The sequence below is a fragment of the Clostridium sp. LIBA-8841 genome, from assembly GCF_057782475.1.
The window spans coordinates 1,921,021-1,943,552 of record NZ_CM173488.1 but is presented as its reverse complement, the minus strand read 5'-3'; the positions used below and the strand labels follow the sequence as shown (position 1 = coordinate 1,943,552).

General features: G+C 29.3%; 27 protein-coding genes. 2 read left to right on the top strand and 25 right to left on the bottom strand.

The window, feature by feature from the left end:
- Positions 1-66 precede the first annotated feature (66 nt).
- From AC2A4K_RS08550 to AC2A4K_RS08525, 6 genes are all read right to left on the bottom strand, one after another.
- Positions 67-915, bottom strand: coding sequence for a 4-hydroxy-3-methylbut-2-enyl diphosphate reductase (locus tag AC2A4K_RS08550; RefSeq protein WP_322503363.1), 849 nt, complete (start codon positions 913-915; stop codon positions 67-69).
- 2 nt (positions 916-917) lie between these two features.
- On the bottom strand, positions 918-1,571 hold the full coding sequence (gene cmk / locus AC2A4K_RS08545) for a (d)CMP kinase (RefSeq protein ID WP_322503364.1): 654 nt from the start codon (positions 1,569-1,571) through the stop codon (positions 918-920).
- 142 nt (positions 1,572-1,713) lie between these two features.
- Positions 1,714-2,934, bottom strand: a complete 1,221-nt coding sequence (locus AC2A4K_RS08540; protein WP_322503365.1) for a BaiN/RdsA family NAD(P)/FAD-dependent oxidoreductase — start codon at positions 2,932-2,934, stop codon at positions 1,714-1,716.
- A gap of 238 nt (positions 2,935-3,172) precedes the next feature.
- On the bottom strand, positions 3,173-4,048 hold the full coding sequence (locus AC2A4K_RS08535) for a MurR/RpiR family transcriptional regulator (protein WP_322503366.1): 876 nt from the start codon (positions 4,046-4,048) through the stop codon (positions 3,173-3,175).
- A 32-nt stretch (positions 4,049-4,080) separates the two neighbouring features.
- Positions 4,081-4,632, bottom strand: coding sequence for a tRNA 5-(aminomethyl)-2-thiouridylate-methyltransferase MnmM (gene mnmM / locus AC2A4K_RS08530; RefSeq protein ID WP_322503367.1), 552 nt, complete (start codon positions 4,630-4,632; stop codon positions 4,081-4,083).
- A 5-nt stretch (positions 4,633-4,637) separates the two neighbouring features.
- Positions 4,638-5,348, bottom strand: coding sequence for a pseudouridine synthase (locus AC2A4K_RS08525; RefSeq protein ID WP_322503368.1), 711 nt, complete (start codon positions 5,346-5,348; stop codon positions 4,638-4,640).
- 215 nt (positions 5,349-5,563) lie between these two features.
- Between AC2A4K_RS08525 and AC2A4K_RS08520 the strand changes: the two genes are divergently transcribed.
- Positions 5,564-6,382, top strand: coding sequence for a TIM barrel protein (locus AC2A4K_RS08520; RefSeq protein ID WP_322503369.1), 819 nt, complete (start codon positions 5,564-5,566; stop codon positions 6,380-6,382).
- A 61-nt stretch (positions 6,383-6,443) separates the two neighbouring features.
- On the opposite strand, the gene AC2A4K_RS08515 is transcribed toward AC2A4K_RS08520, so the two are convergent.
- Entirely contained in the window at positions 6,444-6,668 is a 225-nt protein-coding gene (locus AC2A4K_RS08515; protein ID WP_322503370.1) for a ground-like protein, read from the bottom strand.
- Between the two features lie 125 nt (positions 6,669-6,793).
- Between AC2A4K_RS08515 and AC2A4K_RS08510 the strand changes: the two genes are divergently transcribed.
- Positions 6,794-7,183: a PadR family transcriptional regulator gene (locus AC2A4K_RS08510; protein ID WP_322503371.1), complete on the top strand. Its 390-nt coding sequence runs from the start codon at positions 6,794-6,796 to the stop codon at positions 7,181-7,183.
- Between the two features lie 80 nt (positions 7,184-7,263).
- On the opposite strand, the gene AC2A4K_RS08505 is transcribed toward AC2A4K_RS08510, so the two are convergent.
- From AC2A4K_RS08505 to AC2A4K_RS08420, 18 genes are all read right to left on the bottom strand, one after another.
- A complete protein-coding gene (locus AC2A4K_RS08505) occupies positions 7,264-8,079 on the bottom strand; it encodes an acetyl-CoA carboxylase carboxyltransferase subunit alpha (protein ID WP_322503372.1) in 816 nt (271 codons plus the stop codon).
- Positions 8,072-8,950, bottom strand: coding sequence for an acetyl-CoA carboxylase, carboxyltransferase subunit beta (accD, locus tag AC2A4K_RS08500; RefSeq protein WP_322503373.1), 879 nt, complete (start codon positions 8,948-8,950; stop codon positions 8,072-8,074). The genes AC2A4K_RS08505 and accD overlap by 8 nt, the downstream gene beginning before the upstream one ends.
- Positions 8,943-10,295, bottom strand: a complete 1,353-nt coding sequence (locus AC2A4K_RS08495) for an acetyl-CoA carboxylase biotin carboxylase subunit (RefSeq protein WP_322503374.1) — start codon at positions 10,293-10,295, stop codon at positions 8,943-8,945. Before AC2A4K_RS08495 ends, accD begins: the two co-directional genes overlap by 8 nt.
- 11 nt (positions 10,296-10,306) lie before the next feature.
- The gene (gene fabZ, locus AC2A4K_RS08490; protein ID WP_322503375.1) at positions 10,307-10,726 is read right to left on the bottom strand and encodes a 3-hydroxyacyl-ACP dehydratase FabZ; all 420 of its coding nucleotides are present in this window, start codon (positions 10,724-10,726) and stop codon (positions 10,307-10,309) included.
- Positions 10,727-10,728: 2 nt separating this feature from the next.
- Entirely contained in the window at positions 10,729-11,220 is a 492-nt protein-coding gene (accB, locus tag AC2A4K_RS08485; protein WP_322503376.1) for an acetyl-CoA carboxylase biotin carboxyl carrier protein, read from the bottom strand.
- A gap of 11 nt (positions 11,221-11,231) precedes the next feature.
- On the bottom strand, positions 11,232-12,473 hold the full coding sequence (gene fabF, locus AC2A4K_RS08480; RefSeq protein ID WP_322503377.1) for a beta-ketoacyl-ACP synthase II: 1,242 nt from the start codon (positions 12,471-12,473) through the stop codon (positions 11,232-11,234).
- 14 nt (positions 12,474-12,487) lie between these two features.
- Positions 12,488-13,228: a 3-oxoacyl-[acyl-carrier-protein] reductase gene (gene fabG, locus AC2A4K_RS08475; protein WP_322503378.1), complete on the bottom strand. Its 741-nt coding sequence runs from the start codon at positions 13,226-13,228 to the stop codon at positions 12,488-12,490.
- Positions 13,229-13,231: 3 nt separating this feature from the next.
- Positions 13,232-14,176 (bottom strand): ACP S-malonyltransferase, encoded by a 945-nt coding sequence (fabD, locus tag AC2A4K_RS08470; protein ID WP_322503379.1) that lies wholly within the window; start codon positions 14,174-14,176, stop codon positions 13,232-13,234.
- Positions 14,177-14,271: 95 nt separating this feature from the next.
- Entirely contained in the window at positions 14,272-15,246 is a 975-nt protein-coding gene (locus AC2A4K_RS08465) for a beta-ketoacyl-ACP synthase III (RefSeq protein WP_322503380.1), read from the bottom strand.
- Position 15,247: 1 nt separating this feature from the next.
- Positions 15,248-15,712: a MarR family winged helix-turn-helix transcriptional regulator gene (locus AC2A4K_RS08460; protein WP_322503381.1), complete on the bottom strand. Its 465-nt coding sequence runs from the start codon at positions 15,710-15,712 to the stop codon at positions 15,248-15,250.
- 171 nt (positions 15,713-15,883) lie between these two features.
- Positions 15,884-16,384 (bottom strand): deoxycytidylate deaminase, encoded by a 501-nt coding sequence (locus AC2A4K_RS08455; RefSeq protein WP_322503382.1) that lies wholly within the window; start codon positions 16,382-16,384, stop codon positions 15,884-15,886.
- Between the two features lie 95 nt (positions 16,385-16,479).
- Positions 16,480-17,280 carry an RnfABCDGE type electron transport complex subunit B gene (locus AC2A4K_RS08450; protein ID WP_322503383.1) on the bottom strand — a complete coding sequence of 267 codons (801 nt, stop codon included), beginning with the start codon at positions 17,278-17,280 and terminating at the stop codon, positions 16,480-16,482.
- A 17-nt stretch (positions 17,281-17,297) separates the two neighbouring features.
- Positions 17,298-17,873 carry an electron transport complex subunit RsxA gene (rsxA, locus tag AC2A4K_RS08445; RefSeq protein ID WP_322503384.1) on the bottom strand — a complete coding sequence of 192 codons (576 nt, stop codon included), beginning with the start codon at positions 17,871-17,873 and terminating at the stop codon, positions 17,298-17,300.
- A gap of 29 nt (positions 17,874-17,902) precedes the next feature.
- Positions 17,903-18,571 (bottom strand): electron transport complex subunit E, encoded by a 669-nt coding sequence (locus tag AC2A4K_RS08440; protein ID WP_322503385.1) that lies wholly within the window; start codon positions 18,569-18,571, stop codon positions 17,903-17,905.
- Between the two features lie 16 nt (positions 18,572-18,587).
- Positions 18,588-19,622 carry an RnfABCDGE type electron transport complex subunit G gene (locus AC2A4K_RS08435; RefSeq protein WP_322503386.1) on the bottom strand — a complete coding sequence of 345 codons (1,035 nt, stop codon included), beginning with the start codon at positions 19,620-19,622 and terminating at the stop codon, positions 18,588-18,590.
- 256 nt (positions 19,623-19,878) lie between these two features.
- Positions 19,879-20,931, bottom strand: a complete 1,053-nt coding sequence (locus AC2A4K_RS08430; protein WP_322503387.1) for an alanine racemase — start codon at positions 20,929-20,931, stop codon at positions 19,879-19,881.
- Positions 20,932-21,120: 189 nt separating this feature from the next.
- On the bottom strand, positions 21,121-22,065 hold the full coding sequence (locus AC2A4K_RS08425) for an SPFH domain-containing protein (RefSeq protein WP_322503388.1): 945 nt from the start codon (positions 22,063-22,065) through the stop codon (positions 21,121-21,123).
- A gap of 12 nt (positions 22,066-22,077) precedes the next feature.
- A complete protein-coding gene (locus AC2A4K_RS08420) occupies positions 22,078-22,491 on the bottom strand; it encodes an NfeD family protein (RefSeq protein ID WP_322503389.1) in 414 nt (137 codons plus the stop codon).
- Positions 22,492-22,532 lie beyond the last annotated feature (41 nt).

Genomic DNA, 22,532 nt, shown 5'->3' with positions numbered 1-22,532 from the left:
ACAATTTCCATTTTAATACCAGTAGTGAAAAATAATTATCATTAAATTGCAGGATTATTTATAAAATTACAATTCTTTAATTTTTGAAATTACTTCATTTATTATCCAATCTGGAGTTGATGCTCCAGCAGTAATTCCTACAGTCTTAATATTTTCGTCTTTTAATAAGTTTTCATCTAATTCCTTAACATTTTCTATATGATAACTCTTAGGACATTCCTTTTTGCATATTTCATATAGTTTTGTTGTATTAGAACTATTTTTTCCACCTATAACAAAAACTAAATCAGCCTCTTTTGAAAGTTCTTGTACACTTTTCTGTCTAACATCTGTAGCTGAACAAATAGTATTGAAAGCTACTATTTCCTTACTTTCTCTTACTATTTCATTTAAAACTTTATTCCAAGTTTCTTTTTTTTCTGTAGTTTGTGAAACGACACAAACCTTTGCTGGTATATTTGTAAGTTCTGTTTTACCATTTGTTATTATGGCAGAATCATTACACCATCCGTTAATACCAATAACCTCTGGATGATTTCCATCTCCAACAATGATTATTTTATAACCTTGTTCATAACATTTTTTTACCTTTTGTTGAATGTTAGTTACGTATGGACAAGTTGCATTCTTAACAATTAATCCCTTATCGTTTAAGTCATTTATTACACTTTCCTTAACACCGTGAGACCTTATAAGCACAACATCTCCTTTATTTAATGAATCAGCCTCTGAAAGTTCAATTGCAAATATATCATTATCCTCTAAATAATTAACAACATCATTGTTATGAATAAGTGGTCCTAGAGTATATATTTTCTTTTCAAATTCTTTTTGATATTTTATAGCTTCATCAACTGCTCTTTTTACTCCAAAGCAAAAACCTGCATTTTTAGCTAAAATTATATTTCTTTCCATAGTTATTTCTCCATGTAACTAGATATCTTTTCAACTACTCCTATTATACCTATGCCAGTAGTATCAATTTCAATAGCATCCTCTGCTTTTCTAAGAGGATCTACTTCTCTATTAGAATCTAGGTAATCTCTTTTTATTATATCTTGTAATATTTCATCATAGTTAACTTCTACGCCTTTTTCCATAAGTTCTTTATATCTTCTATCAGCTCTTTCTTCTGGGCTAGCAGTTAAGAAAAATTTATAATTAGCATCTTTTAATACAACTGTTCCAATATCTCTTCCATCCATTATTACATTGTATTTTAAAGCCATCTTTCTCATAAGGCTAACTAATCTTTCTCTTACTTCTCTTATTGAAGCATAAGCTGAAACATTTTTACTTATGTTAGGCATAGTTATTAATGAATTTATATTTTCTCCATTTAATATAAGCTCATCATTTTCAAAATGCATATCCATTCCATCTATCATTTCTAATAACTTATCAACTTCTTCAGCTGAAATATTATTTTCTAAGGCTTTTAAAGTAACAGCTCTATACATAGATCCTGTGTTTATATACATTAAGTTAAAATTTTCTCCTATTATTTTGGCAATAGTGCTTTTTCCAGCTCCTGCTGGTCCATCAATAGCAACTGTAATTAGTTTATTCATATTATTAAGTCCTTTCTTATAAAAACATTTTAATTCTTTTTTATCTAAATAGAGCAAGTTCTATGTGCTCTATAAGTTTACTATAAAATCTAGATAAAACTTACTAAAATTTCTATGAATTTTATAGTAATTTATTTAAAAATTAAATTGATTTTCCTGCTAAATATCCTGTTGATAAGGCTATTTGAACATTATATCCTCCTGTAAAGGCATCTACATCTATAACTTCTCCAGCAAAATATAGATTATCTATAATCTTTGATTGCATAGTTGAAGGGTCAATTTCTTTAGTTGAAACCCCTCCAGCTGTAACAATGGCCTCAGCTATATCTCTTAATCCTTTAACTGAGAATGTTAGATTTTTTAATAGATTTAATAATGTTCTTCTTTCTTCTTTAGTGATGGAATTAATCTTTTTATTTTCATCTATACCAGATAACTCTATAATCACAGGTATTAGCTTCTTGGGAAGAAGTTCATCTAAAGAATTCTTGAAATCTTTATTTAAGTTCTTCTTAAAATCCTTTTGTAATCTTAAATCAAGCTGTTTCTCATCTAAAGCTGGCTTTAAATCAAGAGAAACTTCAAACTTCTCACCATCTTTTATGAATCTACTACCACTTAAGACAAGAGGACCTGATATTCCAAAGTGAGTAAATAGCATCTCTCCTTGGCCGCTATAAACAACCTTAGAATTCTTTTTGTTCTTTATCTTAAGTTCTATATTTCTAAGAGATAGGCCCTGTAATTCACGAACCCAAGCCTCTTCAATTTCTATAGGTACTAATGATGGTTTAGGTTCCACTATTGTGTGTCCCATCTTCTTTGCTAAGTCAAAACCTATGCCAGTTGAACCAGTAAGAGGATATGACTTACCTCCTGTTGTTATTATAAAGTAGTCACCTTTAATCTTTGCACCACTTTCTAAAATAACGGCCTCTATTTTATTATTATTAAATATAACATCCTTTACTTTGCTATGTAATCTAACATTTACTCCAGCTTCATCTAAACTCTTTGATAACCCACTTATAATATCTGAAGATTTATCTGAATTTGGGAAAACTCTAGATCCTCTCTCTACCTTTAATTTAACTCCAGCATTTTCAAAGAAATTCATTACATCAATATTAGTATATGTATATAATGCACTATATAAAAAATGTGGGTTTCCTGGTATATAGTCAAAAAACTCACTTATGTCTTTTGCATTTGTTACATTACATCTTCCTTTTCCAGTAATAAATAACTTTTTACCTAATCTTTCATTACCTTCTAAAAGAGTAACTTCATGATTTTCTGCTGCAGATATCGCTGCCATCATTCCTGCAGGACCAGCGCCTATAACTATTACTTTAGCCAATTTATCAGCTCCTTAATCTAATTGAGTCAAACTAATAATAAACTTTCTTAAATACATTTGTCAACAAATGCATTTACTTGGTATTCTATGTAAATTCGAAAATTTAAGCTATACAAAGATATAATTTATAAAAACTTATAAATTATATAAGAGAATAGCTTTTATAAATTTTCAACTTACAAATTAACTCTCAAATATATTTATATTTTTTTTATTATATCCTTATACAGCTTTTATTCTAAGGTTCTATGTTATTTTTATTATATGAGTAGACATTATAATCTTTCCATATCTTTTCTAACTCACTAAATGTTGATGTTATTTTTTCTTTTTCTCTTATTCCAACAGCTATTATTAAAGCGTTTATTACACTTAAAGGAGCTACTAATGAATCTACAAATGAGGCCATGTTACTCTGTGCTATAAGTGTATGATTTGATTGAGATGCTAAAGGAGAAATTAAGCTATCTGTAATAGAAACTATTTTAGCATTTCTAGTTTTAGCAAATTCTAAAGCATCTATTGTTTTTAATGCATATCTTGGGAATCCTATTCCTATAACTAAGTCTCCTTCCCCTAAGTTAAGCATTTGTTCGAAAGTATCACTTATCCCATTAGAAACTACTCTTACATTATCTAATATTAAATTTAAATAGAATCCTAAAAATTCTGCAAGTGCAGTAGAGCTTCTAAGACCTATTATATATATTCTTTTAGCCTTGAATATTTCATTTACAACCTCATCAAAAGTTTTATGGTTTATTTTTTCTAATGTTGCTCTTATATTCTCTATATCAGCCTTTAAAACACCTTTTAAGGCATTTTCTTCACTTATGAAGTCATTAGATAATTCTAATCTTTGTACTGAAGTTAATTTATTTTTTATTAATTCTTGAAGTGCCTTTTGTAGCTTTGGATAACCTGAGAATCCAAGTTCTGTGGCAAATCTAACAACTGTTGATTCACTTACTCCAACATTATTTCCTAATTTAGCAGCAGTCATAAATGCAGCCTTATCATAGTTTTTTAATATATATTCAGCTATAAGCTTTTGTCCTTTACTAAGCTTTGGAAACTTAACTTGAATTAATCTCATTAAATCTTGACTTTCCATTTTAAAAATCCTCTCTTTATCATATTAAAATCTTATTTAAACTTCTTTTCAATTACAACTAAAGAAGGTGCCTTCTTAGCTCTATTAGTAAACTCTGTATGTAAAACACCATATTTATTCTTAGGCAAACTACTTGTAAAATCAAGTACAGCTTCTTTTTCGATTTTCCCTTCTTCATGCCCACTATAAAGTGCTATTATCATTAAACCATTTGCACCTAATAAATCTAGTCCAATTTTTATACTTTTTAAAGTACTATGTGCAATCGTAGTAACTTCCTTATTATTACCTGGAAGATATCCTAAATTATAAACTATACAATCAACACTCTCTTCTTTTATATAATGTTCAAAGTTTTCATGTGAATCTAAAATTTCTTCTACATTTTCTTTGTTTTTTGATTTATATGAATTTATAGCTTCTTCTTGTATATCAAAGGCATATACTTTTTTAAATAATTTACTCAAAAAATCACAATCATGGCCATTTCCTAATGTAGCATCTATTGCTACATTTTTCTCTTCTATGAAAGAAGTTATTATATTATGATATATATTGCTTACGTCAGTTACATATTTAAACATATAGATTATAGAGATTTTATATAATCAATTTCTGAATTACTTAAATATCTCCATTCTCCTTTCTTTAAATTCTTTAAAGTTAATTTTCCAATAGCTTCTCTTTTTAAAGAAACAACTTCATGATTAAACGCTGCACACATTCTTCTTATCTGTCTATTTTTACCTTCGTGAATTATTATTTTAACTTTACAACTATTAGAATATTTTTCTAATAGTTCTATTTCACATTCTGCTGTCTTATAGTCGCCTATATCCACACCTTTTCTGAATCTATTCATTTCGTCTTCTGTAAAAATTCCTTTTACTAGAGAAACATACTCCTTATTTAAATTAACCCTTGGATGTATTATCTTATTATATACATCTCCATCATTAGTTAATAAAAGTAAACCAGAACTATCATAGTCAAGACGTCCTATTGGATAAATTCTTTCATTTACTTTCACTATATCTAAAATAGTCTTCCTATTTTTTTCATCCTTATTTGTTGTTACATATCCTTCTGGTTTATTTAACATTATATATACTTTATTTTCTTCAGGACTTATTACTTTATTATTAACGCTAATAACATCTATTGAAGGATTAACTTTTGTACCAAGTGAATCAACAACAATGTCATTAACCTTTACTTTACCACTGCAAATAATTTCTTCGCACTTTCTTCTTGATGCTACTCCACACCTTGCCATGTATTTTTGCAATCTTTCTTCCATTTTACACACTCCATCTATAGTTTCTACTAATAATTTTAAATAACTATAGGGCAAAATGCAATATTTATTTCGAATTATTGCATTTTTTCTTTAAAAAAACGGAAAATATATCTATATATTAAGAAAATTGATAGAATATAATTCATATTAAATAATAATTACTTTCTATTGAATAATTCCTAGTGTTTTGCTATACTTTAAAAAGAGGTGATAAAATGAAAAAACTTTTATTTGGAATTTCAGGTTTACCAAACGGTGAAGAAGGCCAGAAATTCAACTATGCAACAGGAATTGAATATTTAAAAGAAATAGGACTAGATGCTATGGAACTTCCTTTTGTTAGATCTGTCAATGTTACAGCCAAGAATAAGGATAAAATAATAGAAGTTAAAGAAAAAAATGATTTTTATCTTTCAGCCCATGGTTCTTATTTTATAAATTTAAATGCTGAAGAAGAGGAAAAGAAAGAGAAATCTATTGAAAGAATACTTAAAGGAGCTGAAGCTCTAAAAAGCGTCGGAGGTAGAAGTTTAGTATTCCATCCAGGATTTTATTTAAAATCTTCAAAAGAAGATACTTTAGAAGAAATAAAGAAGAATTTAAAGAAACTTCCTTATGAAGGTGTTGATTATAGATTAGAAACTACAGGAAAAGGAACTCAATTTGGAAATTTACAAGAATTAGTTGATATATGTAAAGAAGTTCCATCTTGTAAACTATGTATCGATTTTTCTCATATTCATGCAAGAGGAATTGGTGCTCTAAAGGAATATAAAGATTTTGCAGAAATCTTAGAATATATAAAAGAAAATTTAGGCAATGAAGCTTTAGAAGATTTACATATTCATATGTCTGGAATACATTACACTGCAAAAGGAGAAAGAAATCACTTGCCATTTTTAGAAAGTGATTTTAACTATGTTGAATGTTTAAGAGCACTTAAAGATTATAAAGTAAAAGGTTGTATAATTTGTGAAAGTCCACTTTTAGAGAAAGATGCCTTATTACTAAAAGAAACTTATGAAAAATTATAAGATAGGAGAAATTCTCCTACCTTATATAACCAATCTATGCTGTTATTATATAGAATACTAATTAAAAGAAGCATCCACGATTGAAGCCAAAGCCACCGCATCCACCACAGCCTAGTAGAAGAAGTAAAATTAGAGGAAATCCGCATCCACAATTACCAAATCCATTGCATCCGCCAAATCCACCGAATCCGCCGCAACTTCCAAAGCCACCACAACCTCTTCTGCAACAACAATCTCTTCTGCAACAACAACAACAATCTCTTCTACAACGACACCTTCTTGACATAATAGTTCACCTCACTTCTTTTGTATAATATAGTATATTCAAGAAATTATAAATTGTTAATTACTTTATGTAATAATTTGAGTTATACTTATAATATAAAATGTAAAATTTGGAGGTGAGGTTTTTTGAATAAAAGAACTCGTATGGTTGCACCAAGAAATATTATAAATGCAAAACAGTTATATTCTTTTTATGTATTAAAAGAACTTTCAAAAGGACATGAAGTTTTCGGAAATAAAGTTCTAGAAGCTTTTAAAGATGAATTTTCTAGTTCTCCCCTTCCATTTCCAGTATCATCTAGTACAATCTATGATACACTTTACGACTTAGAGCAAAAAGGATTAGTTACAAGTTACTGGATAGGTGATGACTTTATAAATAAAAGAACAAAAAAGATGTATAGAATAACAGATGAAGGTAAAGAATACTATAAACTTCACGTAGCTGACTATGTGGATGCTTTAAAGAAAAATAAATCAATAATAGATATATTAATAAAGATGCTTACAACTTAATCTCTATTTTAAATATTATCTAATAAAAAACACATGAGTTTAAATAAAACTCATGTGTTTCATTTTATATAAAATATATCCTATAGATTATTTTCTATATTTCTATATTTGTTATATCTTTCGTTTAATAAGGTATCTAAATTTGTACCTTTCATTTCAGACAATGTTTCTAGAAGTGTCTTTTTAATATTTTGAGCTGTCTTAGCAGGGTTCTTATGAGCGCCCCCTCTAGGCTCTTTTATTATTTTATCTATTATATTAAAACTTTTTAAGTCCTGTGCAGTTATTTTCATTACATTAGCAGCCTCTTCTGCTCTGGATGCATCCTTCCATAATATAGATGCAAAACCTTCTGGAGATAATACTGAATAAACTGAGTGTTCTAACATGAATACTCTATCAGCAACAGCTAATGCTAAGGCACCACCACTGCCACCTTCTCCAATAACTATTGATATTACTGGAACCTTTAATCCCATAAGTTCAACTAGGTTTTGAGCTATAGCTTGCCCTTGCCCTCTTTCTTCAGCCCCTATTCCACAAAAAGCTCCAGGAGTATCAACAAAACAAATTATTGGTCTTTTAAATTTTTCTGCTTGTTTCATAAGTCTTAATGCTTTTCTATATCCTTCTGGATGAGGCATACCAAAGTTTCTTCTTATATTTTCTTTAGTATTTTCTCCCTTACATATACCTACAACAGTAAAACTTAAATTATTTAGAAGAGCTATTCCACCTATTATTGCCTTATCATCACCAAAATTTCTATCTCCATGTAATTCGATGAATTCATCAAATATTTCATCTATATAAAATTTCGCATTAGGACGATTAGGATCTCTAGCTATTTTTACTTTACTCCATGCATCTGCCGTTCTTATTAATTCTCTACTCATAATCCACCTCATGCATTCTTAAAAGAGAAGTTAATACCTGTTTTAAATCTTTTCTTTCTACTATTTTATCAATAAATCCTTTTTGTAGTAAGAATTCTGCTGTTTGGAAATCATCAGGTAGTTTTTCATTTATAGTACCTTCTATTACTCTTCTACCAGCGAAACCAACTAAACATCCAGGCTCACTTAATATAATATCGCCTTCCATAGCAAAGCTAGCAGTTACCCCACCTGTAGTAGGATTAGTTAATACTGTAATATATAATAAGTTCTCTTGATTGTGTCTATAAATAGCACCACTAACTTTTGCCATTTGCATAAGAGAGTAAATACCCTCTTGCATTCTTGCTCCACCAGAGCAAGTAAATATTATTAAAGGAAGTCTGTTTTTAGTTGCATATTCAACAGCTCTTGTTATTTTTTCACCAACAGCTGTTCCCATGCTTCCCATCATGAAATTAGAATCCATTACACAAAGAACGACTTTTCTGTTAGCAATAAGAGCTTCTCCAGTTACAACTCCTTCAACAACATTGCTTTTCTTTTGATAGCCCTTAATTTTTTCTTCATATCCTTTAAAGTCTAATGGGTTTCTTCCAACGACTTTCTTATTAAATTCAACAAAACTATTTTTATCTGTTAAGTATTCAATTCTTTCATATGCACCTATTTTAAAGTGATGCCCGCAACTAGGACACACATTAAAATTCTCTTTTAAATCTTCAGTATATAGTATTTTTGCACACTTTTCACACTTACTCCACATACCAGATGGTATATTAGGTTTTTCTTCTGGACCTACCTCAGCATCATTTAATTCTACTGAACTAACCATTATATATTTTCTTTTGTTTAATAAATTCTTAATCATACTTATTCACCAACTTTTCAGCTAAAAATGAAGTATTATAAGTACCATTTTTAAAATCTTCATGATCTAATATTAAAAAGTGATAGTCTATGTTACTTGTTATACCATCAATAGCAAACTCATCTAAAGCTCTTTTCATTTTAGAAATTGCTTCTTCTCTATCTTTGCCATGAACTATTAATTTCCCAATCATTGAATCATAACAATGAGGAATCTTATATCCTGAATAAATAGCTGTATCTAAACGAACTCCAAAGCCACCTGGGAAATTAACATCTTTTATTAATCCAGGACATGGCATAAAGTTTTTGCTTGGGTCCTCGGCATTTATTCTACATTCTATAGAGTGGCCATTTATTTTTAAATCATCTTGAGTTACTTCTAATTCTTTACCAGCAGCAACTTTTATTTGTTCTTTAACAAGATCAATACCTGTTATCATTTCAGTTATTGGATGTTCAACCTGTATTCTAGTATTCATTTCCATGAAATAGAACTCACCTGTTTTATCTAATAAAAACTCAATTGTTCCAACATTATGATAATTTACAGCTTTTGCAGCTCTAACAGCTATCTCTCCAAGCTTAGCTCTTTGTTCATCAGTTAAAATTGCTGAAGGAGCTTCCTCTAAAATCTTCTGATTTTTTCTTTGGACTGAACAATCTCTTTCAAAAAGGTAAACAGCATTTCCATGTTTATCGCATAATAACTGTACTTCTATATGTTTAGGTTTCTCAACAAATCTTTCAATGTAGATTTTATCATCTCCAAAGTTTGTTCGAGCCTCTGATTTTGCTGTGTTGTAGTTTGAAATAAAATCTTCTTCTTTATAGACTATTCTTATTCCTTTTCCACCACCACCAGCAGAAGCTTTTACTATTACAGGAAAACCTATTTTTTTTGCTATCTCTAAAGCAAACTCTGGACTTTCAATTTCTCCTTCATATCCAGGTACAACAGGAACATCAGCTTTCTTCATTATTTCTCTTGCCATAGCTTTGTTACCCATAAGTTCTATAGATCTCCAATTAGGACCTATAAACTCTATATTACACTCTTCACACATTTTAGCAAATCTTGGATTTTCAGATAAAAAACCAAATCCAGGATGGATAGCTTCAGCACCAGTTAAAACACAAGCACTTAGTATATTTTGAATATTTAAGTAACTTTCTTTAGAATTCCATGGTCCTATACACACGGCTTCATCAGCTAATTGTACATGCAGTGCATCTCTATCTATCTCAGAATAAACAGCAACTGTAAGAATTCCTAATTCTCTACAAGCTCTTATTATTCTAACAGCTATTTCACCTCTATTTGCTATTAATATTTTTTTAAACATACTCTAATCACCTAACCTATTGCAAACATAATTTCTCCAGAACAAGCGATTTTTCCATCAACAGTAGCTGTAGCTTTACCAAATCCGATGCTTCCTCTAAGTTTTATTATTTCAACTTCTAATCTTAAGGTATCTCCAGGTAAAACTTGCTTCTTAAATCTAAGCTTATCTATTCCCGCAAAGAAAGGAGTTTTTCCTTTAAATTCTTCTTTGCTTAACATTGCCACTGCTCCAGTTTGTGCTAATGCTTCTACTATTAATACTCCTGGCATCACTGGATAGTCTGGGAAATGTCCTTGGAAGAAAGGTTCGTTTATAGTTACATTTTTATATGCAACAACTTTATTTTCTGTTATTTCCTCTACTTTATCAACAAGTAAAAAAGGATATCTATGAGGAAGAATTTCCTTAATTTCATTTATATTCATCATAATTATGCTCTCCTAACTTTAAATAACGGCTGATCGTATTCAACCATATTTCCGTTTTCAACTAGTACCTCAACAATTTCTCCAGACACTTCACTTTCAATTTCGTTCATAAGTTTCATAGCTTCAACTATACATAAAATATCTCCTGGAGCAATTTTACTTCCAATAGAAACATAACTTTTTTCACCAACACCAGATGATTCATAGAATGTACCTACCATTGGTGAAGTAACTACATATAATTCCTCATCAGCTACAACTTCTTGAACATTTTCTAATACAGTTTCCTCTAATTTTGAAACTGATTCTACTTTTGTTTCTTTTACTTCGGTTATTTCATTAACTTCTACGTTTGAAGACTTACTTTCTTCTGTTAAGTTTCTAATTAGTGATTTATCCATTTTTATATATGAGTTATCTATCTTAACTTCGAAATAAGAAATGTTAGAAGAATCTATTTTATCTATAAGCTCTTTAATATCATTAAGGTTCATTGTTTCAACTCCTAATCCCATTTTTTAAATAATAATGATGCGTTATGACCACCAAAACCTAGTGCATTATTTATTACATATTTTAAATCTGCTTCTCTACCTTCATTTACAACATAATCTAAGTCACATTCTTCATCTGGAACTTTAAAGCCTATTGTTGGAGGTATAAATCCTTCTTCTAGGGCTTTTATACAAATTACAGATTCTATAGCTCCAGCAGCACCTAGAAGATGACCTGTCATTGATTTTGTTGATGAAACAGGAATCTTATAAGCTTGTTCCCCAAAGCATCCTTTAATAGCTAAAGTTTCAAACTTATCATTTAAAGGAGTACTTGTTCCATGTGCGTTTACATATGAAACTTCATCTTTATTTATTTTACCTTCTTCAATAGCAGCTTCAATAGCTCTTTTAGCTCCTTCTCCCTCTGGATCAGGTGAAGTTATATGATATGCATCACAAGTTGCACCATATCCTATGATTTCTCCATAGATTTTAGCTCCTCTTTTCTGAGCGCTTTCTAAGCTTTCTAAAATTAATATTCCAGCACCCTCTCCCATAACAAATCCAGCTCTTTCCTTATCAAATGGAATTGAAGCTCTCTCTGGCTCGTTATTAGTATTTAATGCCTTAAGATTAGTGAAACCTGCGATTGCAGCTCTTGTTATAGCTGCCTCTGATCCTCCTGATATAACTATATCAGAATATCCATGTTTTATACTTCTATAAGCAGCTCCTATAGAACTTACCCCTGTTGCGCAAGCTGTAACTAATGATTCACATACTCCTTTTGCACCATATTTAATAGCTATGTTTCCAGCCACTAAATTTATTATTCCAGCAGGAATTGCAAATGGAGAAACTCTAGCTGGTCCTCTGTTTAATAAAACATCAAACTGAGCTTCTAAAGTAGCATATCCTCCTATTCCAGATCCAACAATAACTCCAACTCTATTTGGATCTACATTATCACTACTTAAATCTAACTTAGCATCTTTCATAGCTTCTTCTGTAGCAACAAGAGCAAAATGAGTAAATCTATCTAAACGCTTAGCTTCTTTCTTATCAATAAACTCTTCTACATTAAAGTTTTTAACTTCTCCTGCTATTTTAACCTTATAATCAGTAGTATCAAATAAAGTTATTTCATCTATTCCACAAACACCATTTTTAGCATTCGTCCAAAATTCATTTACATTATTTCCGATTGGGGTAACTGCTCCCATTCCCGTTATAACAACTCTGTTTTCCATAATAATAAATCCTCCTACATTACCATTCCGCCGTCTACATTTATGACTTGACCTGTTATATAATTTGCTGCATCTGATGCTAAAAATCCTACTAAATTAGCAATATCTTCAGGATTCCCTAATTTCTTTAAAGGAATATTTTTAATAGCCTCTTCTTTAACTTTATCAGATAAAACTGATGTCATATCTGTATTTATAAATCCAGGAGCTACTGCATTAACAGTTATTCCTCTACTTCCTAACTCTCTAGCTAATGACTTAGTTAGTCCTATAACTCCAGCTTTTGATGCTGCATAGTTAGATTGACCAGCATTACCTGTTATTCCAACAACAGATGTCATATTTATAATTTTACCAAACTTTTGTTTCAACATTATGGCAGAAGCATGTTTAGCACAATTAAATGTTCCTTTTAGATTAACATCTATTACACTATCAAAATCTTCTTCTTTCATTCTCATAATTAATGTATCTTTTGTTATACCAGCATTATTTATAAGAATATCTATTTTTCCAAATTCTTCTTTACACTTATCAATAAGTTTTTTAGAGTCTTCAAAATTACTTATATCACATTTTACAGTAAGAACTTTTACACCTTTTTCTTCTAAAATAGCTTTTAATTCTTCTGCTTCCTTATCGGAATTTCTATAATTTATAACTATATTTGCTCCATTATCTGCTAATTTTAAAGCAATCGCTCTTCCAATACCTCTTGTTCCACCAGTTACTACTGCTACTTTATCTTTTAACATAGATTAAAGTACCTCCATATCTTTTAATTTTGATAATGTTTTTTCTAATGAATTTAAATCTTCAACGTTAAGTACAGTAACATTTTTATTTATTTTCTTCACAAAACCACTTAAGGCTTTACCTGGTCCTATTTCTATAAAAGTATCAACACCATTTTCAAGCATCTTTTCTATATCATTTACGAATAAAACAGATTTTTTAACTTGAGAAGTTAAAAGTTCTATTATGTCATCATCTTCTGAGTAAGCCTCGCCTTTAACGTTTGACATAACAACACCATTAAGTTCATTTATTGAGATTTTCTTTAATTCTTCTTCTAACTTTTCAGCTGCTGGTTGTAACATTGAACAATGAAAAGGAGCTGAAACTGGTAATTTTACGGCTCTTCCACCGGCTTCTTTTATGAATTCCATAGCTTTATCTAGAGCTTTTAATTCTCCAGATATAACAATTTGACCAGGTGAGTTATAGTTTGCACCTTCAACTACTCCATATTCAGAACTTTTCTCTATTATTTCGTCAACTTGCTCAGGTGTCATTCTTAAAACTGCAACCATACCCCCAATGCCTTCGGCAACAGCTTCTTGCATAAACTTACCTCTTTTTTTAACAAGCTTAACTCCATCCTCAAAGTTAATGGCACCACTATGAATAAGTGCAGAATATTCTCCTAGACTTAATCCACAACTTATATCTGACTTAATTCCTAATTTGTCTAAAGCTGTTAATATAGCCATGTTTGTTGTTACTATTGCAGGTTGAGTAAATTCTGTTTTATTTAATAATCCATCTGGATCATTAAAACATAATTCTTCCATATCTAATCCTAAAGCATTACTACTTATTTTAAATATCTCTTTACTCTCTTCAAATTTATCAAAGAACTCTTTTCCCATACCTACATATTGAGCGCCTTGCCCTGCAAATAAAAATCCTAGTTTAGCCATTAAAATACCTCCTAAAACATAACGGATTAAAAATTGATATATTTATAATTATATTCTTATATAATATTATTTTCTAGATTTTGTTTTTTGAAATTTTATAATTTAACTAAAGTAGCTCCCCAAGTAAGACCACCACCGAATCCAACCATTATTATGTTGTCTCCTCTTTTTACTTTTCCTTCATCTACAGCCTCACAAAGTGCTATTGGAATACTTGCACCAGATGTATTACCATAATTTTTTAGGTTTATTATAAATTTTTCAGTTGGTATTCCTAATCTTTTACCTACGTAATCTATAATTCTTAGATTTGCTTGGTGAGGAATTATAGCATCAATTTCATCTATCTTAATATTTTCATTTTCTAAAATTTCAACTATACTTTCTTCCATTACTTTTGTAGCAAATTTAAATATTTCTCTTCCATTCATGCTTATGTAATTTTCAGAAACCTTCTTTTCATTTTTAAATGGACTATTTAATGGCAGTGCTTCAATGACAAGCGAATCACCTTTCGTTCCATCTGATTTTACATTAACACATCTTATTCCACAATCTTCTTCAGTAGCTGTAATAACAGTAGCTCCAGCACCATCACCAAATAATACACAACTTCCTCTATCTTCCCAGTTAAGTGCCTTTGATAAAGTTTCAGCGCCTATTATCAATGCATTTTTAGCTTCTCCTGATTTTATTAGTGATCTTCCCATCTTAAGTGCATATATAAACCCAGTGCATGCTGCGTTTATATCAAAAGCCCATGCATTTTTAGCTCCTAATTTATCTTGTACTATACATGCTGTAGATGGAGTAAAATTATCTGGAGTTACAGTAGCTAAGATTATAACATCTATATCCTCTGCACTTAGGCCTGCTTTAGCTAAAGCCACTTTTCCAGCCTCTACTGCTAAATCAGATGTATTTTCTTCTAGTGAAATATATCTTCTCTCTATTCCAGTTCTTGTTCTAATCCATTCATCACTAGTATCTAAAAATTCTTGTAATCTTTCATTTTCTATTAAATTTTTAGGTGTGTACAAGCCAAATCCTATCATTTTAGCATTTTTCATATTAAATCTCCTTTGATTTTATAAGTTCTAGTTTCTTTTCGAAGAACTTATCTAGCTTCCCTAAAGAACTTATTAAGACTTCCTCCTCCTGAACACCTAGTTCTTCTAGAACATGATCTATCATTTCTTCATGAAATTTCTCATGTACTTTATAAGCTAAAGTTCCCTTTTCTGTAAGCTCTATCATAACAACTCTTCTATCTTCTTCTATTCTTCTTCTATTAACATATCCCTTTTTTATTAGCTTGTTTATAGCAGTTGTTAAAGTTCCTACAGTAATATTTAAATCTAATGCCACTTCAGACATTGTTCTTGCTTTCCCTACTCCTATAGCCTCTATAGTATGGTTTTCTGTTATTGATAAATCGTTAAAAGGTGAACTTTTTAACGCAAATTCCTCTATTCTCAAAATATTATTAAATAATTTTACTAAAATATTATTTAGTACTAACTCACTTTCCCTCATCCTAAAATCGCTCCCTTACTTCAAAATTATTAGATATAAAATTCAAACATTTTGAATGTCAAATCAAATATTTTGATATTCAAAATATACTATACTCAATAAGAATTGTCAACTCTTCTATTTTTTAAGCAAATAAAACCTATAGGATATTTCCTATAGGCTTTATTTATGTTAAACATCTTCAGGTCTAAATGATATTAATAAATTTTCTCTTTTACTACCTAAATACCTATATTTTACATTGGCTTTGTCAAACATGAGCTTAGATGCTTTAACAATGTCAGTGTCCTTATACTTATCTGATAAATATATTACCTCATTTATTCCAGATTGAATTATAGCTTTAGCACATTCATTACAAGGAAATAATGTTGCATATACTCTACAGTTTTTAACATTTTTACCTGTACTATTTAAAATAGCATTAAGTTCAGCATGACATGCATATGGGTATTTTGTTTCTAAAAACTCTCCAGTATTATTCCAAGGTAGTTCATCATCTGAACATCCTTTAGGAAAACCATTATACCCAATTCCGACTATTTTATTATCACTATCTACTATACAAGCTCCAACTTGAGTGTTTGGATCCTTACTTCTTTTAGCACTAATTAATGCAACTCCCATAAAATACTCATCCCATGAAATATAATCTTCTCTTTTGCTAATCATATTAACCCTCCTAAATAGAACTTAACACTAATTTTAAAGTTTTTTTATTTTTTTTCAAGTGTTTTCAAGTTTTTCTTTATTATTTAATCTCAATTTTATCTTAAATTTATCGTTTTCTTAGGACATTTTGATGCACATACTCCACAGGAATTACATTTTTCATAATTAATAGTTGCTAATGAATTTTCAACCTTTATAGCTTCATTTGGACAATTTTTTTCACATATTTTACATCCAATACATCCTACAGTACAATTTTGATTTACTACTTTTCCAATATCATTAGAATTACATTTAACAACTACTTTTTGATCATCTTTTATTATATCAATAAGATTTTGTGGACAGGCTTTAACACATGCTTTACATGCTACACATTTTGAAGAATCAATCTGTGCTATACCATTAATAATACTTATAGCTCCAAACTTACAAGCATCTTTACAACTTCCTAGACCAAAGCATCCATATTTACACCCTTCATTTTCTTTACTTTCCAAGAATACTTTAGCTTCATCACAACCTTTATCTGTAGGTATGTTTAATTTAACTTTCTTTTTATTACAATCTCCCATACATTTTACAAAGGCAACCTTCTTTTCTACAGCTTTAACTTTTACTCCTAAAATTTCTCCAATCTGTTTAGATACATTTGCTCCTCCAACACCACATAATGTAATATCAGCTCCCTCTTCAACTACAGCAGTAGCATAGGCATCACATCCTGGGTAACCACATCCACCACAGTTAGCACCAGGTAAAATTTCTCTTATTTTAGGAATTCTTTCATCAACTTTAACCTCAAATTTTTTTGAAGCAAACCCTAAAAGAATTCCAAATAAAAGACCTAATATACCTAAAATTAAAATAGAAAATAATATACTTGAAAAATCCATTTTAAAATCCTCCTAATTTATATAAGTCCTTGAAATCCTAAAAATGCTATAGACATAAGTGCTGCTGTAAAAAGAGTTATTGGTAATCCTTTAAAATAAGGATGTATTTCTTCATTATTATCTATTCTTTCTCTTAAAAAGGACATTAAAACTATAGCAAGCATAAATCCACTAGCAGCACCTAAAGCATGGACTATAGACTGAATTAATGTATATCCTTCTTCAACATTTGTAACAGCCATACCTAAAACCGCACAGTTTGTAGTTATTAAAGGTAAAAATATTCCTAATGCTTTATATAAACTAGGACTATATTTTTTTACAACCATTTCAACAAATTGAACTAAAGAAGCAATAACAAGTACAAAAACTATAGTTTTTAAATATGTTATATTTAATTTATCTAAAACTAAATTATAAACAAGCCAAGATATTATACTAGCAAGCACCATTACAAAGGTAACAGCAAGGCCCATTCCAATTGCAGCTTCCTTCTTTTTTGATACTCCTATAAATGAACATATACCTAAAAACTTAGATAAAACAAAATTATTAACAAGCATAGCACCAATAAAAATTAGTAATAATTCCATACTACTCACCCCTAATTCCTATATTTTTATCAAGAATTTTTGCCACATCCAGAACAAGTACTACAATTATGTTCCAAACATTTAGCTTTCTTTCCTTCTTTTTTTGCCTTATTTATATTTCTATAATTTAAAAATGTCATTAAGGCACCTAATGTTAAGAATGCTCCAGGTGCTAATATCATAATAGTAGCTGGTTTAAATCCCTGTGGCATAATGCTCATTCCTAAGAATGTTCCTGCTCCTAATATCTCTCTAAAAGTACCTATGGAAAATAAAGCTATTATAAATCCTATTCCCATTCCAACAGCATCAAAAATTGATGGTATTATTGGATTTTTAGAAGCATAAGCCTCTGCACGCCCTAAAATAACACAGTTAACAACTATAAGTGGTATAAAAATCCCTAAGGATTTGTATAACGATTGAACATAGGCATTCATTAACATATCAACTATTGTAACAAAGGAAGCTATTATAACTATATATGCTGGAATTCTTATTTTACTTGGTATTAACTTTCTTAAAGCTGAAATTATCATATTGGAAAAAATCAAAACAACAGTTGAAGCAATTCCCATACCTATAGCGTTTTCAACACTTGAAGTAACAGCAAGGGTTGGACACATAGCTAATACCTGAACAAATATAGGGTTTTCAGTAACTATACCATTTTTTAATCTTTCAAATAAAACCTTCAAAAATATCCCTCCCTAATTAATTAAGATTATTATTATAAAAGTTAATTACATTTGTAACTCCTTTTATAATAGCCATGGAACTTTTTGTTGCTCCACTTACGGAATCAACATTTATTACTTCTCCATAGGAACTTACATCAATCTCTGCTGTATTTTCTTTAACTGAATGCTTATCTAAAGAAGAAATTCCTATAAATCCATTTAAGAAATTTTCATCCTCTATTGAATCTCCAAGGCCAGCAGTTTCTTTATGATCTATTATTTGTACTCCTGTAACTATTCCCCCATTAGAAATTCCAACAGCAAACTTTATTGGTTTATCATCATACATTCCAACATGACTTCCCTCAATTGCATATCCAATTTCTTTTTCATCATTAGATACTATATGAACTTTTTCTATTCCTTCTTCTAACTCAATAGCTAATTCTTTAGAAGTTCCTTCTAAATTAATATTTGCTAAATTTAAAGCCTTTTCTTGTGATAAATCTTCTCCTAAAATATTTCCTTTATAAAAATTTATAGAATCATTAATTCCACTTAGCACTGCATTTGATGATATTGTAGCCCCTGTTATTCCTTGAATTTCTCCCTCATTGCTTGGAGCGGTTTTAACTGTTTTAATTTTATCTTCAATTGTTAACCCTTTAAATTTATCAGTAAAGATAGTCTCTTCTACTTTTGCACCTAATCCTGGAGTTTCTGATTGTGATAAAATTTTAACTCCACTAATCCCGCCTTCATTATCAATAGCTACAACCATATCTATTGCACCATTAAAACCTTTTGGAGAGACCTTTATAACATATCCCACACTTCCTGAGTCTCCTTTTGCTTCAAAAACTTCCGATATGGTTGAATCTTCCTTTTTTTCAAAAGCAAAATCTTCTATTTTATTTGCGCTAGGTAATATTTCCTTTAAATCTTCTGCACTTAACTTTGAATTTTGAGCAATAACCTCTTTGGTAAATTCATTAGCAAAGCCTAAAAATATACCAGCAAATGAAGTTATTAAACAAAGTATAAGTCCTAATTTTAGATTTTCTTTCATGATTTCTTTCTCCCTCCCATAAAACAATTAATTTAAAAATCTAAAATCCTTAGTACCTTACTTTTTTTCTGTATTATGTTCTTTATTTTAAAGCATTAGTTAAAATTAGAAATTTAATTTAGTATCATTCTTTTAAGGCTATATTAAAAGGTAGTATTTTAATTCTTAAAATATTACAAAAAACAAAAAAACATAAGACTAAATTTGTTTAGTCTTATGTTTCTAAAAACTTTTAATTTAAACTATTAAATTATTTCTAATAAATATATCTTTTTTCTATGCTTGAATCTGATATTATAGGAGAAATATCAACCTTTAAAACAGAATCTTTTGAACAATTTTCCATTGATATAATAGTTATATTCATATTTACTTTTCCTAATATCTTTACTGGTATATTATTATTGAAGATTACACTTCTTTCCTTAAATCTTCTATAAACCATTCTAAATATATCATAAAAAACATTATTTTTAATTTCTCTACTTATACCTAATCCATGTACATTACCACATTCAATTATTCCTATTTCCATATCCTTATTAGCTTTAAATAGACATCCATAACCAACAGTTTGTCCTTTTACAACTTTATAAGTATTTACTGGTTTTGCATAGTACTCATAAGTTTTCTTAATTCCTTTATTAAATCCTATATATCCATAAAGGACATTTCCAGCTCTAGCTCCTGTAGTAAAATCACATGCTTTGCTTAATTGATCATTTACAATAGCACTTGATGCCATACAATGTATTACCCTTACTTTTCCTATATATTTCTCAGTAGTAGATTTAAATAAATTTACTTGATTTAAAGTATAATTAACATCCTTTGCATTATGTAAATGAGTATATATACCATCAATCTCAATGTTAGGGAAATCCTTCTCTATTTTCTCTATGAACGAATCTAATCTTTCAGGTTTTATTCCCATTCTGCTCATTCCTGTATCTACATATATATGTACTCTTCTTTTTGTCTCTTTATTTAAATCATCTAATATCTCTTCATTGTCTAAAGTTAATATTAAATTTTCTCTCTCATCTTTAAAATCTTCTTTTGTGCATAAAGGAGATAATATAAGTATATCTTTTTTAATATTTTCTAAGCATAAACTTTCTTCTATATTACCTACAGCTATTATATCAACTTTATCTTCTATGAATTCGGCAATTTTTTTACTTCCTAATCCATAAGCATCTCCTTTTATAACAGCAATAAATTTTTTATCTTGGATTAAATCCTTTATTATATTTATATTATTCTCTATATTTTTTAAATTTACATCGCACCAAAAATAATTACTCATATTTTAATCCTCTTTCTACATTAAAGTTACATTTTATATGATAACATTTTTTTATGAATATATAAATTACTAATTTATGATTAATTATATCCAAATAAAAAAATCCCTTTACTTAATTTAAAAGTAAAGGGAAAAACAAATTCCTACGTAAGCCTTATAAAAGACTCATTTATAGTATATTCTTCAGAACTATTTTTTATTCTCTTTTAATATATCTGCAATAGCCGCTATGCTACCTAGAGAAGATACTGCTTCATTAGGCAAAATAAGCTTATTAGCTGGATTAGTAGCCATTTCTTTTAATGCTTCAACTTGCTTTAATGCTATTACTGTTTCATTAGTTCCAGATTCAATTATTGCAGTATTTATTCTTTCAATAGCGGCAGCTTCTGCCTTAGAAACTTCTGCAATGGCTCTAGCTTTACCTTCGGCTTCAAGTAATTGAGATTCCTTTAAACCTTCAGCATGTCTAATATTTGCTTCTTTTTCTGCTTCTGCTCTTAAAATCTTAGCCTGTTTTTCTGCTTCAGCTTTTGCTATTTCACTTTGTTTTAATCCTTCAGCTTGTAATATAGTAGCTCTCTTATCTCTTTCGGCCTTCATTTGTTTTTCCATAGCATCTTGAATTTCAGCTGGTGGCATTATATTTTTAATTTCTACAGAAAGTATTTTTATACCATAAGCATCTGTTATTGTATCTATTATTGTTAAAAGCTCTAAGTTTATTTGATCTCTTCCTGATAAAACTTCATCTAAAGACATATTACCAACTATATTTCTCATATTTGTTATAGTTGAATAAACAATACCAGATTTAAAATCTTCTATATTATAAACTGCATCTTTAGCGTTTAATACTTTATAGAATATAACATTATCAATTTCAATTTTTACATTATCCTTAGTGATTACGTACTGTGGAGGTATATCTAATATTTGTTGTTTAGTTGAAATTCTTTTTCTTACAAAGTCAGCAAAAGGAATAACTAAATGCCAACCTGGCTCTAATATTTTACTAAATTGTCCAAAACGTTCTAATACATAAACATATCCTGTATTTACAACTTTTATTGAAGAAATTGCCGCAAATACCACTATTAATAATAAGATTATAATAATTACAGTAGCTACCATTTGTAACCCCTCCTATTTTTTAATTAGAATTTTATTTCCTTCTATACCTATAATCTCGACCTTTGTCCCCTTTTTTAAAGGACCACTAACACTTTTAAATGTCCAATAAATCCCCTCAAATTTAATTAACGCTGAATCCTCTATGTTTTCATCTAATATAAGTTTTCTGCCTACATAGTCTTGTTCCATTGTTTTAGTTCCTATATTATCCAACTTTATTTTCTTCTTAATTTTAGGATAAATATAGAAGAAAAAGAAAATTGTTATTATGGCAAATAGTATGAATTGTAATATTACATTAGCATTTAAAAATGCTAATACTAACCCACCTAGAGCCCCAAAGGAAAATCCAACAAATAGAACGTCAGAGCTTAAATAGTCTATAATTATACCTGCTAAAATTACTGTTACCCAAAGCCATAACATTAATACCCCTCCTTTATTTAATTTACTTTTTATTAATATTT